The organism is Bradyrhizobium sp. IC3123, assembly GCF_020193625.1.
In the GTDB taxonomy this organism is placed as follows: Bacteria; Pseudomonadota; Alphaproteobacteria; order Rhizobiales; family Xanthobacteraceae; genus Bradyrhizobium; species Bradyrhizobium yuanmingense.
Genome location: NZ_JADYVF010000002.1, coordinates 713,409 through 727,397 on the forward strand (window position 1 = coordinate 713,409; position 13,989 = coordinate 727,397).

Annotated in this window: 14 protein-coding genes; 5 read left to right on the forward strand and 9 right to left on the reverse strand. The window is 64.3% G+C overall.

The annotated features are described in order from the left end of the window. The first annotated feature begins 60 nt into the window (after positions 1-60). Both I6F20_RS08930 and I6F20_RS08935 read left to right on the forward strand, forming a co-directional pair. A complete protein-coding gene (locus I6F20_RS08930) occupies positions 61-1,686 on the forward strand; it encodes a long-chain fatty acid--CoA ligase (protein ID WP_225125820.1) in 1,626 nt (541 codons plus the stop codon). A 31-nt stretch (positions 1,687-1,717) separates the two neighbouring features. Beyond that, entirely contained in the window at positions 1,718-2,929 is a 1,212-nt protein-coding gene (locus I6F20_RS08935) for an acyl-CoA dehydrogenase family protein (protein ID WP_057028872.1), read from the forward strand. A 21-nt stretch (positions 2,930-2,950) separates the two neighbouring features. Here I6F20_RS08935 and I6F20_RS08940 read toward each other — a convergent pair whose 3' ends face one another. The 5 genes from I6F20_RS08940 to I6F20_RS08960 all read right to left on the reverse strand — a co-directional run bounded on the left by I6F20_RS08940 (position 2,951) and on the right by I6F20_RS08960 (position 8,137). Then, positions 2,951-3,859, reverse strand: a complete 909-nt coding sequence (locus I6F20_RS08940) for an amino acid ABC transporter substrate-binding protein (RefSeq protein ID WP_057028871.1) — start codon at positions 3,857-3,859, stop codon at positions 2,951-2,953. A 129-nt stretch (positions 3,860-3,988) separates the two neighbouring features. Further along, positions 3,989-5,422 (reverse strand): amidohydrolase family protein, encoded by a 1,434-nt coding sequence (locus tag I6F20_RS08945; RefSeq protein ID WP_225125822.1) that lies wholly within the window; start codon positions 5,420-5,422, stop codon positions 3,989-3,991. 16 nt (positions 5,423-5,438) lie between these two features. Continuing rightward, on the reverse strand, positions 5,439-6,464 hold the full coding sequence (locus I6F20_RS08950; protein ID WP_225125824.1) for an ABC transporter substrate-binding protein: 1,026 nt from the start codon (positions 6,462-6,464) through the stop codon (positions 5,439-5,441). A 39-nt stretch (positions 6,465-6,503) separates the two neighbouring features. Continuing rightward, the gene (locus tag I6F20_RS08955; RefSeq protein ID WP_172786275.1) at positions 6,504-7,280 is read right to left on the reverse strand and encodes an ABC transporter permease; all 777 of its coding nucleotides are present in this window, start codon (positions 7,278-7,280) and stop codon (positions 6,504-6,506) included. Then, a complete protein-coding gene (locus I6F20_RS08960; RefSeq protein ID WP_036001404.1) occupies positions 7,280-8,137 on the reverse strand; it encodes an ABC transporter ATP-binding protein in 858 nt (285 codons plus the stop codon). Before I6F20_RS08960 ends, I6F20_RS08955 begins: the two co-directional genes overlap by 1 nt. A 194-nt stretch (positions 8,138-8,331) precedes the next feature. Between I6F20_RS08960 and I6F20_RS08965 the strand changes: the two genes are divergently transcribed. Further along, complete coding sequence (locus tag I6F20_RS08965) at positions 8,332-9,090, forward strand: GntR family transcriptional regulator (protein WP_025035646.1); 759 nt, start codon at positions 8,332-8,334, stop codon at positions 9,088-9,090. Here I6F20_RS08965 and I6F20_RS08970 read toward each other — a convergent pair. Further along, positions 9,087-9,503, reverse strand: a complete 417-nt coding sequence (locus I6F20_RS08970) for a nuclear transport factor 2 family protein (protein WP_225125826.1) — start codon at positions 9,501-9,503, stop codon at positions 9,087-9,089. The two genes, I6F20_RS08965 and I6F20_RS08970, sit on opposite strands and share 4 nt — an antisense overlap. A gap of 152 nt (positions 9,504-9,655) precedes the next feature. Between I6F20_RS08970 and I6F20_RS08975 the strand changes: the two genes are divergently transcribed. Both I6F20_RS08975 and I6F20_RS08980 read left to right on the forward strand, forming a co-directional pair. Beyond that, positions 9,656-10,891, forward strand: coding sequence for an amidohydrolase family protein (locus I6F20_RS08975; RefSeq protein WP_225125828.1), 1,236 nt, complete (start codon positions 9,656-9,658; stop codon positions 10,889-10,891). Positions 10,892-11,087: 196 nt separating this feature from the next. Continuing rightward, positions 11,088-11,411, forward strand: coding sequence for a hypothetical protein (locus I6F20_RS08980; protein ID WP_128262247.1), 324 nt, complete (start codon positions 11,088-11,090; stop codon positions 11,409-11,411). On the opposite strand, the gene I6F20_RS08985 is transcribed toward I6F20_RS08980, so the two are convergent. From I6F20_RS08985 to I6F20_RS08995, 3 genes are read right to left on the reverse strand one after another with little or no spacing between them, the layout of a single operon-like run. Continuing rightward, positions 11,412-12,335 carry a DUF1932 domain-containing protein gene (locus I6F20_RS08985; RefSeq protein WP_225125829.1) on the reverse strand — a complete coding sequence of 308 codons (924 nt, stop codon included), beginning with the start codon at positions 12,333-12,335 and terminating at the stop codon, positions 11,412-11,414. Continuing rightward, entirely contained in the window at positions 12,335-13,213 is an 879-nt protein-coding gene (locus tag I6F20_RS08990; RefSeq protein ID WP_225125830.1) for a substrate-binding domain-containing protein, read from the reverse strand. Before I6F20_RS08990 ends, I6F20_RS08985 begins: the two co-directional genes overlap by 1 nt. After that, entirely contained in the window at positions 13,210-13,923 is a 714-nt protein-coding gene (locus I6F20_RS08995; protein ID WP_225125831.1) for a PIG-L deacetylase family protein, read from the reverse strand. The genes I6F20_RS08990 and I6F20_RS08995 overlap by 4 nt, the downstream gene beginning before the upstream one ends. Positions 13,924-13,989 lie beyond the last annotated feature (66 nt).

The following is a 13,989-nucleotide window of genomic DNA, read 5'->3' on the forward strand; positions in this document are numbered from 1 at the left end:
ACCTCGAGCGCAAATCACGAGCCTACGCCATGCAACGACATGGCCATCCGGAGGGAGACCATGCAGGGATTGATGATGGACATGCCGCTGCTGATCAGCGGCCTGATCCAGTATGCGGCCGATTATCATGGCGAAGCCGAGATCGTCGCACGCGAGATCGAGGGCGACATCCATCGCTACACCTACTCAGACGCGCATCCGCGTATTAAGCGCATGGCGCTGGCGCTGAAGCGGCTCGGCATGAAGCAAGGCGACCGCGTCGGAACGCTGGCCTGGAATACACACCGGCATTTCGAGATGTTCTACGCCGCGCCGGGCATGGGCTACGTGCTGCACACGGTCAATCCCAGGCTGTTTCCCGAGCAGCTCGTCTACATCATCAACCATGCCGAGGACCGCCTGCTCTTCATCGATCGCGCCACGCTGCCGCTCGTGGAGGCGATCGCGCCGCAGCTAACGACGGTCGAAGCCTATGTCGTGATGTCCTCGCGCGAGCGGATGCCGGAGACGAAGCTCGCGAACGTGCATTGTTACGAAGAGCTTCTGGAACGCGAGAACGATGCCGGCTTCGCCTGGCCGGAGTTCGACGAGAAGTCCGCCTCCACGATCTGCTACACGTCGGGCACGACGGGCAATCCCAAGGGCGTAATCTACTCGCACCGCGCCGCGATCCTGCAGACCATGACCTGCTGCAATTTCGACTTCCTGCCGGGACACGTCGAAGGCGTGCGCGAGGTGATGATGCCGATGGCGCCGCTCTTCCACGGCAATGGCTGGAACATGCCGTTCACCGCGCCCTATACCGGCTCCAAGCTGGTACTGCCCGGCCGCAACTACGAGCCGGACAAGCTCTATGAATTGCTGGAAGGCGAGAAGGTGACGCTGTCGGCGGGCGTGCCGAGCTTCTGGCTGATCCTGCTCGATTGGCTCGGGCGGACCGGCAACAAATTCTCGGCCTTGCGCGCGACGTTGTCGTCAGGCTCGGCCCCGCCGCGCGCGATGGTGGAGAAGCTCAAGCGCGAGTACAATGTCGATTACATCCAGGCCTGGGGCATGACCGAGGCGCTGGGCTGCTCGATGCCGGGCCTGCGGCCGGGCTCGGAGCATCTCAGCGAGAAGGAGAAATTCGACCGGCGCCAGGTCTCCGGCCGCGCCTGCTTCGGCACGCATTTGCGCATCGTCGACGACGCCGGCATTGAGCTGCCGCGCGACGGCAAGACGGTCGGCCATCTGCGCGCCCGTGGCCCCTGGGTCGCCTCCGGCTACATGAAGCTGGACGAAGGCCTCGACCGCGACGGCTGGCTGATCACCGGCGACATGGCCGTGATCGACCCACAAGGCCACGTCACGCTGACCGACCGTTCCAAGGACGTGATCAAGTCCGGCGGCGAGTGGATCTCCTCGATCCAGCTCGAGGACATCGCCCTGTCCCACCCCGACGTGCTGCAAGCGGCCGTCGTCGCGATCAGCCACGAGAAATGGCAGGAGCGCCCCCTGCTCCTCGTCGTCCGCAAGAAGGGCGCGACCGTCGACGGCAAGGCGCTGCTCGAGCACATGCGTCCGAAGATCGCGAGCTGGTGGCTGCCGGACGCCGTCGAATTCCTCGACGAATTCCCGATGACCGGCACCGGCAAGGTGCTGAAATCCGCTCTGCGCGATAGGTTCAAAGAGTACCGGGTCGCGTGACCCGGTCGCCGTCGATCAAGGAGACCAGAAAATGCTCTATCCGATGTCGCCAAAAGTCGTCGAGCTCAAGCGCAGGCTCGAAAGCTTCATGGACCGGCACATCTATCCCAACGAGGAGCGCTTCTACCGCGAGGCTGAAGAGCTCGGGCCGTGGAAGGTCTATCCGGTCGTCGAGGAGCTTAAGCCGCTGGCGCGCGCGGAGGGGCTGTGGAATCTGTTTCTGCCCGAGAGCGATCACGGCGCGGGCCTCTCCAATCTCGAATACGCGCCACTGTGCGAGGTGATGGGCCGTTCGCACCTTGCTCCTGAAGTCTTCAACTGCTCGGCGCCCGACACCGGCAACATGGAGGTGCTGGAGCGTTACGGCAGCGAGCAGGACAAGGAGCGCTGGCTGAAGCCGCTGCTCGCGGGCGAAATCCGCTCCTGCTTCGCCATGACCGAGCCGGCGGTCGCATCATCCGATGCGACCAACATCGAGAGCTCGATCGTACGGGACGGCCACCATTACGTCATCAACGGGCGCAAATGGTACACCACCAACGCGACCGACCCTCGCTGCAAGATCTGCATCTTCATGGGCAAGACCGACCCCGACAATCCCGACCGTCACAAGCAGCAATCCATGATCCTGGTGCCGATGGACACGCCGGGCATCGAGGTCAAGCGTCCCCTGCCCGTGTTCGGCTTCTACGGCGTGCCCGACCGCGCCTCCGAAGTGGTGTTCACCAATGTGCGCGTGCCCAAGGAGAACATGCTGCTCGGCGAGGGCCGCGGCTTCGAGATTGCGCAGGGCCGTCTCGGGCCCGGCCGCATCCATCATTGCATGCGGCTGATCGGCCTTTCCGAACGCACGCTGGAGAAGATGTGCCGCCGCGTGCGGAGCCGGGTCGCCTTCGGCAAGCCGGTCTCGGAGCAGACGGTGACGCAGGAGCGCATTGCGGAGGCGCGCATCATGATCGAGCAGGCGCGGCTACTGACGCTGAACGCGGCCCATGCGATGGACACGGTCGGCAACAAGGTGGCGAAGGCAGAGATCGCAATGATCAAGGTCGCCGTGCCCAACATGGCCTGTCAGATCATCGACTGGGCCATTCAGGCCCATGGCGGCGGCGGCACCTCGAACGATTTCGGCCTGACGCAGGCCTACGCCACCGCGCGCTTGCTGCGACTTGCCGATGGACCCGATGAGGTCCATCGCAACCAGATCGCGCGGCTCGAGCTGAAGAAATACTCGAACGCCTAAGAAAGGCGCTCTTCCTTCGCTTCAGTTCACCACATAGACGTCAGGATCGGCGCTCGAGCTCGGTTTCTTGAAGGCGTTGCGCAAGGCTGATGACATCGGGACGTTGTAGTTGAGGCCGTTCGGCGGCGTCGGCGATTGCAGCCACTTCTTGTAGAGCGCCTCGATCTCGGGGGTGGCATAAAGCTCCGCGGTGGCGCGATCGGCGAGCGCCTTGAACGGCGCATCCTCTCGCCGCAGCATGATGCCGTAGGGCTCGGGCTTGGAGAACGCCTCCTCGCTGATCATGTAAGCTTGCGGCTCCTTCGACCGCGCGATCGCGACCGCGAGCTGGACGTCGTCGAGCGCATAGGCCTGGGCGCGGTCGGTCTCCAGCAGCAGGAAGGCCTCGGCCTGGTCCTTGGCCGGCATGATGTTGATGCCGAGATTGCGCTCGGTGTTGACCTTGGCGAGCTGCGTCAAGTTCACGGATCCCGCGACCGCCGTGACCGCCTTGCCCTTGAGATCGTCGATGGTCTTGATGCTCGCCGCCTTCCTGGCCGCGAACCGCGTCGCGCTGAGGAAGTGCGTGTTGGTGAAGGCGACCTGCTTCTGGCGGTCGGCATTGTTGGTGGTCGCCGAGCAATGCAGGTCGAGCGTGCCGTTGACCATCAAAGGAATCCGGTTCGAGGACGTCACCGCGACAGTCTCGACCGAAATGTCTGATATGCCGAGCTGCTTCTTCACGGCTTCGACGATACGGAGGCAGATGTCCATGGCAAAGCCGACCGGCTTCTGGTTGCCGTCGAGATAGCTGAATGGGACGGAGGCCTCCTGATAGCCCAGCGTGATCTTCTTGGTCTCCTTGATCTTCTGGAGCGTGCCCGCGAGGTCTTCGGCTGACGCCGCGCCTGCAAGACTTGTCAGGGCAAGGAAAAGAACGGGTAGACGCATCAGTTGCTCCTCAATGGGGTCGTCGGCCTTATCGCGAGGGGGGTGATAACCGACACATGCAGCGTCCGCCAGACGGGACAGCGACTACCAGCTATCGCGCTTTTCAATACTGGCCAAACCGACGCTGCTTCACTGGCACGTCAGCTGCTGCTCGAACCAGCCGCTCAACCGATCCGACAGGGACGGCCACATCCGCCGGAAGCTGTCGAGCTTGCCGACATTGGCGCGGTACATCGCCCGCGATTCGCGCTCGATGGCCGGAAGGTCGACGCCCGTGCAGACCCCGTCCCGCGCGATCGTCCTGCCGGCGACGACCACCTCCTTCACCAGCGACGCATTGCCGCGCGCGAACAGCAGCGCCATCGGGTCAACCGACATGATCTGGTCTCGATCGAGCCGGTCAAGATCGATCACGACGTAGTCGGCGGGATTGCCCGCCGCGAGCTCACCATTCCCGGGCGCCCCGGTCGCATGGCGTCCGTTGCGGATGGCGAGCGAAAACATCTCGGCCGGCGCCCATGTCGCCTTGAAGCCGAGGCCGCCGTGGACCATCTGCACCAGCCGCATCTCGCGCAGGATGTCGTCATCCTCGTCCAGCGCCAGGCCGTCGACGCCGACGGCAATGGCGCAGCCGCATCTGTGCGCGGCGGCGATCGGGGCGAGGCCCGAGCGCAAATGCATGTTCGAGCTGAAATTGGTGACGATGCGCGCGCCGGAGGCGGCGATCATCTCCAGCTCATCCGGACGGGCGTGAATGCAATGCGCCAGCGTCAGCCGCCCGGAGAGAAAGCCGACATCGCGAAGCCAGCGCACCATTTCCGGAAAGTGCTGGTCGGCCCAGGCACGCTGGTACACAGTTTCCAGCAGATGCATGTGAATGCGGCGACCGGAGCGCGCGGAGTTCTCCGCGACGGCCTCCAGCAGCGGCTTCGAGCACCATTGCACACCGGCCGGCCCGAGCTGCACGTCGACCATCGGTCCGGCGATGGCTGCGGCAATTGCGTCGGTCAGCTCGATATAGGCCTTCGGCGACAGCGGCGCGCGAACGAAGAGATCCTCGATCGTCTTGCGATCGTCCCCGGGAAGACCTGAAAGCACCGGCTCGGCATCACCGTAGACGATGGGGTTCTGGTCGCGCACCGCCATTGCAAACGCCATGCGAATCCCGACGTCGGATGCGGCCTTCGCGATGGCCTTGGCCTCGTCCAGCAGCGGCATCGTCCCGCTCGGACGCGTGTAATGGACCATCATCGCCGCGCAGCCTGCCTTGGCGGAACGGGCCAATGCCGAGACGGCTGTCAGATAGGGATCGACCGGCGAGCCCAGCGCGGTGCGCAAAATCCAGCTTTCCAGGGGCATGCCGACCGCACCGAAGGACGACGCCGTGGCACGGGCATGATCATGGGCGTTGACGAAGGCGGGGATGACGAAGGAGCGAGGCGCCGGCCCCGCTCCTTCCGAGATTTCGGTGATGACGCCCTCGTCGTGCCGCAGCACGACGTTCTCGCTGACGCCACGGTCAGGGCCACGGAACAGGCTGGTTGCCGAGATCTCCGTGGCCATGGCTGTTCCTCCAATCTCAGTTGGCAGTGTACACCAGTTCCCGCTCCGCGCGCGGCGGCAGGAATTCGCGCGAGAACACCTCCGCCGGCGTCGGCGCACGGGCGAGCTGATAGCCCTCGACCACGATGCCGATCGCGCGCGTCATCCGGTCGTCCTTGATGTCGCCGATGCCGATCTCCTTCATCTCGGACGAGACGATCAGCTTCTCGAAGGAATATTGCAGCCGGCGCTTCTCCACCTCGGCGTTGATGAGGTTGTCGTAGTTAAGTGCCGCCTTCATGCCGGCATTCTGGTCCTTGGCAATCGCCATCGCACCCTTGTTGATGGCGCGCACCAGGCCCGCCACGGCCTTCGGATTCGAGGCGATCAGCTTGCGGGAGACCATCACGCCGTTGGAGTAGAGATCGAGGCCATATTCACCGAAGGAGAACCATTTGAAGTCCTTGTCCGGATCTTGGCGGTTGAGCACCAGATTGAAATAGCTGGTGATGTTGAAGACGAGGGCCGCATCGATGTCACCCTTGATCAGCATCGGCTCCTGCAGGTTCGGCGCCATGTTGGAGATCTTGATCTTCTCGCCGTCGAGCCCGTTCTTGCGGGTGAACACCGGCAACAAGCGCGTGGTCGGCGTGCCCTGCGCACCGCCGAGCGTGCGGCCTTCGAAATCCTTGATGGTGTTGATGCCGCTGCTCTTCTTGGCGACGATGGCGAACGGCGGCTGATTCCACATCATGTAGACCATGACGGGCGCCTCCTGCGGCTTGGTCGAGGCGTTCTGGATGATGGCGTTGACGTCGCCGAAGCCGGCGTCATAGGCGCCCGACATCACGCGCGTGACGGTGGCGCCGGAGCCCTCGCCCTGATCGATGACGACGTTGAGGCCTTCCTCTTTGAAGAAGCCGTTGTCCTTGGCATAGAAGAAGGCAGCGTCGCTGCCCTGGGTTTTCCAGCCTAGCGTGAACTTGATCGTGGTCTCCTGCGCGGTGGCGGCGCCTGCGGACAGCGCCAATCCAAGCAGCGCGGCGGTTAACTTCCTCAACATCGAGACCTCCTCAGCTTCGTTGCGTGACGGTTCAAGAAATCAGGTGGCGATCACGTCGTTCTTGCGCGTGGCCCAGCCGGTGACCTGTCCTTCGATCAGCGAGAACACGACGTAGAGCGCGACACCGAGCCCGGCGAGCACGAACAAGCCCGCGAACACCAGCGGCACGTTGAAATTGGAGGACGCGGTCATCATGACGTTGCCGATGCCGCGGTTGGAGGCGACCGTCTCCGACAGTACCGCGCCGACGAAGGCGTAAGAGATCGCGACCTTCAGCGAAGCAAAGAAGAACGGCATGGTGCGCGGCAGACCGACGTTCCACAGGATGTCGAGCTTGCTGGCGCCGAGCGCCTTCAAGACGTCCTCGAGCTCAGGCTCGGTGGTGGCAAGCCCCGTCGCGATATTGACCACGATCGGGAAGAAGCAGATCGACAGCGCAGTCAGCACCGCCGGCACCGTGCCGGAGCCGAACCACAGCACGAAGATCGGCACCACCGCGACCTTGGGGATCGAGGAGAAGCCGATCAGCAGCGGATAGCAGGTGTCGTAGGCCGTCTTCGACACGCCGATGATCGCGCCGAGGGCGACGCCGAGCGCGACGCCAAGCACGAAGCCGAGCATAGTGGTGGCGAGCGTCTGCACGATGTGCGGCCACAGCACCGGGAAGCGCTGGACCAGCGTCACGAAGACCTGCGAGGGCCGCGGCAGCACCAGATCGGACATGCCGGTCATCAGGCAGAACAGCTCCCAGGCGACGAAGAACAGCACGATCAGCCCCGCCGACCACGCTTTCTGCCTGATATCGATCCCGAACATCAGCCTGCCCCCTGCTCAGCGGCGCTGCGCGCATCCTCGATGAAGGCGCGCAGCTTCTGGTTCAGCGCGACGAAATCCGGCTCGAACGTCATCGCGACCGTGCGCGGCCGCGCGAATTCGACGCGGCTGTCGTCGAGGATGCGGCCGGGGCGCGCGCTCATCACGCAGATGCGGCTGGCAAGGAAGCCCGCCTCGCGCAGATCGTGCGTGACCAGCAGCACGGTCGGCTTGTGCGTCATCCAGAGATTCTGGAGGATCGCCCATAGCTCCTCGCGGGTGAACTGGTCGAGGGCGCCAAAGGGCTCGTCGAGCAGCAGCATGCGCGGCTCGTGGATCAGCGCACGGCAGAGATTGGCGCGCTGGAGCATGCCGCCGGAGAGCTGCCAGGGATAGCGGTTGCCAAACCCTTTGAGGCCGACCTGCTCCAGCAGCGCATTGGCCTTGTCGCGGAATTCGGTCTTGCGCAGCTTGCGGAACTTCGAGCGGAACGGCTCGACGATCTTCAGCGGCAGCATGATGTTCCGCTCGATCGTCATCCACGGCAGCATGGTCGGGTTCTGAAAGGCCATGCCGACCCGCATCGCCCGAGCCGCCACCTCGCGGCCGCCGACGATGACGACGCCGCTGGTCGGCTGCACCAGGCCGCTGACCAGCCGCAAAATGGTCGATTTGCCGCATCCGGACGGGCCGACCAATGCGACAAACTCGCCGTCGGCGATCTTGAGCGTGGTCTTCGACAAAGCAGGCACGGCGCGGTCGCCGCGCCCGAAGGTCACCGAGGCCTCCGACAGCTCGATGGCGATCGTCGCAGAGCCTTCGGGAACGGGCTGGCCGTCGAACTGGGCGTTGGGTTGCATGCGCATCACGGAAAAAAGTGCATGCAAGCTGGATGCCAGCGATCGAGCCCCGCGAAATCAAAGGCCTAGCCGAAACCCGCGCCAAACCGCCGGATTCGATTTAGGCAGTCCGGAGGCCAAACTGCATGCAATTGGAGCGCTGAATCGGCGCGAGCCTGTGCTAAAGAGAGATGTCACTCCCATGGGATTCGCCGATGGCGGCGCGCGCCAGCAGCAAGACTTCTGAATCGTCGGACAAGGTCAGCGTAATCTGCCGCGCGCTCCGGCGCGCCATCATCGAGCAGGCGCTGGAGCCCGGCGCCAAGCTGCCGGAAGATGCGCTCGGCGAACGTTTCGGCGTCAGCCGCACCATTGCCCGCCATGCGCTAGGTCAACTCGCCGCCGAAGGCCTGGTCGAGCTCCGCCGCAACCGGATCGCCGTGGTGGCGACGCCGAGCTGGCAGGAGGCGCGCGATGCCTTCGACATCCGCATCGAGCTCGAACGCCTCGTCGTGCGCCAGCTCGCGGGCAAGCTGACCAAGGCGCAGATCGCCGAGCTGAACGCCCATGTCGATGCCGAGGATCGCGCCCGCGGCGGCACGGATGCGGTGTCGATCCGACTCGCCACCGAATTCCACATTCTGCTTGCCCATATGACGAACAGCCCGATTCTGGTGCGCTATGTCAGCGAGGTCGCCTATCGCTGCTGCCTGACGCTGTCGCTGTACAGCCGGCCGCATTCCACCGAATGCGCCATCAACGAGCACCGCGCCATCATCGCGGCGCTTGCCAAGGGCGATGCGGCCAAGGTGATGGAATTGATGCATCATCACCTGGATTCGGTGGCCAATCGTGCGCTGGTCGCTCCCACTCCGCAGCGTGGCCGCGATCTGCTCGACATCCTCGCACCCTATGCGGACGAGGTGACGAGCAATCGCGTCGTCAAGCTGCCGAAAATCGCGCGGAGGGGCTAAGCCTCGATGCCGCGCTGGACGAGGATGCGCTCGGCGCTGTCGTTCCAGACATCCATCTTCACGATCTGCCCGTCCCTCACGACGAAGCGATCGACATAGCGGTTGCCCTCGAACGGCGTGCCGTCCATCCATTCGCCATAGAGCGTGCCGACGCTGTAGACGACGGTCTCGTCCGCGCCCGGGCAGACGTCGAACCGGTCCATCTTCTTCTTGACCCAGCGATAGCGTTTCGCGTTGAAGCCGGTCGGCCCGCGCGGATGGTCGAACGCGCGCCCGCCGGTGAACGTGATCACCGTGCCCGGCTTCATATAGGCCGCAGCGGCGTCGGGATCCGGTATCATCGAAGCGGTGAGATAGGCTTCGACAATCTCGGCGTCGGTCATCGGGCTTTCGGCTTTTGCGGCAGTAGACATCGCGGGGTTCTCTCCGGATGCCGCTATCTTACAATCCGGGTGCCTCAAAGTGCATGCACAATTTTTGGACAATCCAGCCTCAGCACTGCACACAATCTGGAGCTGCCCGCTCCGATGGCTTCGGCTAGGCTGCTGCAGCTGAATCCAACGCCATGACTACCCAAGCCGCTTTCGACCTGATCTTCCGCAACGCGCTGTTGCGCTCTTCCGCCGCACCGGTCGATATCGGGGTGAAGGACGGCCGCATCGCCGCGATCGCGCCAAAGCTGGCCTGCGAGGCCGCCGAGGTCGACGTTGACGGCCTCCTCGCCCTGCCCGGCTTCGTCGACACCCACATCCATCTCGACAAGGCCTGCCTGCTCGGCCGCTGCGGCCACGATCACGGCAGCGTCTCGGAGGCGATCCGCGCCGTCGCCGGGATGAAGAAGGATTTCACGATCGAGGACGTCTACGCACGCGGCGCAAGAGTGCTCGAACGCGCCATCGTCAACGGCACGACGCGCATGCGCACGCATGTCGAGATCGACCCCCGCATCGGCCTCCGCGGCTTCGAGGCGGTCAAGGCGCTGAAGCGCGATTACGCCTGGGCGATCGATCTCGAGCTCTGCGTCTTCCCGCAGGAAGGCCTCACCAACGATCCCGGAGCCGAGGAGCTGCTGGTCCAGGCGCTGGGCGAAGGCGGCGAGGTCATTGGCGGTTGTCCCTACATGGACACCGACCCGGACGCCCATCTCGCGCGCATCTTCGATCTCGCTGAGGAATTCGACATCGACGTCGACCTCCATCTCGATTTCGACCTCGATCCCTCCTGGTGGCATCTCGACGAGGTCTGCCGCCAGACCGAGCGGCGCAGCTACGGCGGACGCGTCGCGATCGGCCATGCCACGAAACTGTCGGCCTTGCCCCCCGAACGGATGAAGGCGGCCACTGCGCAACTGGCAAGGTCAGGCGTTGCGGTCACCGTCCTGCCCGCGACCGATCTCTATCTGATGGGGCGCGAGGCCACGCACAACGCGCCGCGCGGGCTGACCCTCGCCCACAAGCTTGCCGGCGACGGCGTGCTCTGCTCGGTCGCGACCAACAACGTGCTCAATCCCTTCACGCCGTTCGGCGATGCCTCGCTGCTGCGGATGGCGAACTTCTACGCCAACGTCGCGCACGCCTCGGTTCGCGACTTCGACACCTGCCTGGACCTCGTGACCGAGCTGCCGGCCCGGCTGATGAACCTCGCCGACTACGGCATCGAGGTCGGCAATCCCGCCGATCTGATCGTGCTCGATACCAAGGACAGCCGACTCGCGATCGCCGAGCTGCCTGACGTCCTGATGGGCTTCAAGCGCGGCCGGCAGACATTTGCACGGCCCCGGCCGACCCTGTTCAAGAGCTGAGCGCGTTTCACGGCCGATATTTCGGGCATCGCGCGCACAACCTGATCGGCCGCGAGGCCACGGCAGTTCGATTTTACCGCCGGTCCGCGCCGACCCGAGTTCGGTAGAATCCCGGACCGTAGCTCAACGCATTGCGAGGCAGGCCGCGCCGCCGTAACTACGACGTGCACTGACAATCTGCGTTCAGTGGGGGAGTATGAGTCTGTTCAGCGCATTCAGCAGCATTGATGATTCGGTCCAGGCCCGAACGCCGACCGATACGGCGGTGAAGCGGCTGGACGGCATCGGCCACGTTCTCTCGGGTCTCGATATCTCGGCCATCCAGACGCAGGCCGACGTGAACCGTACGCTCTGGACGCTCGATGCCGCCAGCAAGTGCGTTCGCGCCGTGCTGGCGGAGTTCCGCACCCAGCCGGCCACCGAGCAGCTCGTCCGTAAATCCCGCAATCTGATCGACCTCATCGAACGCGCGCGTGACCAGGTCGGGAGCTTCGAATCCCGCGACCCGGTCCTGAGCTGACTATTTCGTCCGATTGATCTTCGCCAGGATCCGGTCCGCCTCGGTGCGCCAGTCCGCACTGCGGGCGAATTCGCTGCTGCCCCTCAACCCGAACAGCCCCTCATCGGCGAGATCGGCCATCCAGGCCTGCCGCTCGGCCGTGCCTTGCGCCGACCACGGCGTCAGCCCCGCCTCGCGCACGGTCTCGGCGACCTCGCGCACCTCCTCGGCCCGGCGGCGGCCGTGCTCGATCACGCGCTGGAAGCAATAGGCGCCCAGCTCCTCCCAGTCGATCCCGGGGAACGTTTCCGCAAGCGAAGGCAGCACCGCATCCTCGACGCCATAGGCACGCGCCGTCGTGAAGCTCTCGATGACCATGGCCTCCAGGCCCTTGATCATGATGCTGCGGCACATTTTGACGGCCGAGGACACGCCGAGCTTGTCACTGGCAACCTTGGCCGCGAAACCGATCGCGTTCAGCAGCGGCTCGAGCTCTCTCGCGCCGGGTCCGCCGAGCAGCAAAGGCACCTTGATGCGATAAGGCGGCACTGAGGTCATCACCGCGCCCTCGACATAGCGCCCGGCGGCGCCGTCGATCAGCCCTGCCGCGCGCTGCTTGGCGCCGGGAGAGGCCGAGTTGAAATCGAGAAACCAGGTGCCCTGATTGATCGCTGCCGCACAGGCCTCTGCGACCGGCACGGCCTGGCTCGCCGTGACGGCGGAGATGATGAAGTCGGACTTCGCGGCCAGCTCTGCGTGGGAAGTTGCAAGAGAGACACCGAATTTCGCCGCATGCTCCTGCAGCGGCGCGCCCTGCTCGCCGCCGAGCTTGATGTCGTAGGCTGAGACTCTGATGTCCTGCTGGCGCAAATCCTCAGCCAGTATCCTGCCGACCTCGCCATAGCCGACCAACCCGATCTGCCAGCGCCTGGGATCACCTGCCATCAGTTCAGCCCTCGTGTCGTCTCGTCGAAGAGCTCATCGACCGTATAGCGGCGCGGAATCAGCGCCTGCTGGAATGCGTAGTCGATGATCAGCTCGAGCGGTTTTCTGTTGGCCTCGATCCCATACGGAACGAGGTCCGGCGTTGCCGTCGCTCCCGTCTGGGCCTTGTTGCGCTTGAGCAGATCATAGACGCCGGCGACCACGTCGGGGCGCGATTTCGCCAGGCTCTCGGTCACGACCACGAGATGGTTGATCGGGACCACGCCGCGCCGCGAATACCATCTGGAGGCTTCTGCGGCCGGATCGGGAAACAGCGGCTTCAGCTTGGGATCATCGGAGGTCTCGCCGAGGACGGCATCGAGCTCGCCGTCGCGCAGCATCTGCAGGATCTTCTTGTCCTTCGGCGCGCGCTCCGTGGTGTCGACATATTCGGCGACATGCGGATCCTCGAAGGTGATCCAACGAATCCTGTCGAGATCGACGCCGTAGTCGTTGGCGAGGATGCCCCTGATCCAGGCGCCCGTCGTGGTCGTGAAGGAGCGGATACCGACGCGCTTGCCTTCGAGATCGGACGGCCCGAGCGTCCCACGCGCAGGATTATAGAGAGCGTAAGAATGCTGGAAGCGGCCGAGCATGGTCGCCGGCAGCAGAACCAGCGGCTTGCCGTGCGCTTTCGCCATCAGATAGGTGACGATCGCCATCTCGCAGACGTCAAAGGCCTGCTCGCGCACCATCGGCTTGAACGCCGTGTTGGTCGGCGTGTATTCGATGAAATCGAGATCGAACAGGTCGGAACGGAGCGCCCCGCTCTTCACCGCCTGCACATGGTGGTGACTGCCGAGTACGGCCTTCAGCTTGATGTTGCGGACCGGCTTCATGCCAGCTCGTCCGCAACCGTCGGAAACAGGCGCTGATAGGCCTCGCCATAGGTCATGGGCACGCCGGTGTTGCGGCTGCCCTGGATGCCGCGGTTGAGCGCGACGCGCTCGTAATAGCCCCAGAGATGTTTTTGCGCGGCGAGAATCTGGAACGCCTCGTGTTTCTCCTTCCAGACCTCGTCGATCTTGAGAATGGTGTCGGGCTTATAGTTACACTGCTCGGGCTGGTGCGGCTCGAACAGGAACACCGGCGGCGCCGAATATTTGTACGGCGCGCCGGGCTTGTGGCCCATGGCCTGCGCGACCACACGCGTCTCCTGCGCGAAATGCGCCGCATTCGGATGGTCGAAATTATAGGGGTCTTCCAGCGCATGCGTCAGGACGAAGCTCGGATTGAGCTCGCGGTAGATATCCACCATGCGGTCGAAATGCGCCTCGGTGAGCTTCAGCGGATAGTCACCGCAATCGAAGAACTCGATTTCGGCACCCAGCAGCCTGGCCGCCCGCTCCGCTTCGTCCTTGCGGCCGGCCTTGACCGATTCCAGCGTCGCGCCCTGCTCCTTCCAGGCGAACTGGCTCTCGCCGCGCTCCCCGAAGGACAGGCACACGATCTTCACGCGATAACCTTTCTTCGCATGCAGCGCGATGGCGCCGCCGGCGCGCCAGACGAAATCGCCGGGATGGGCGGTGACGACGAGGCCTGTTTTCATGGGCTACTCCTTTTTGTTTCGTATGCATGCGTCCACAGCACATGTCCTCCCAGCGTGCCGGTCGCG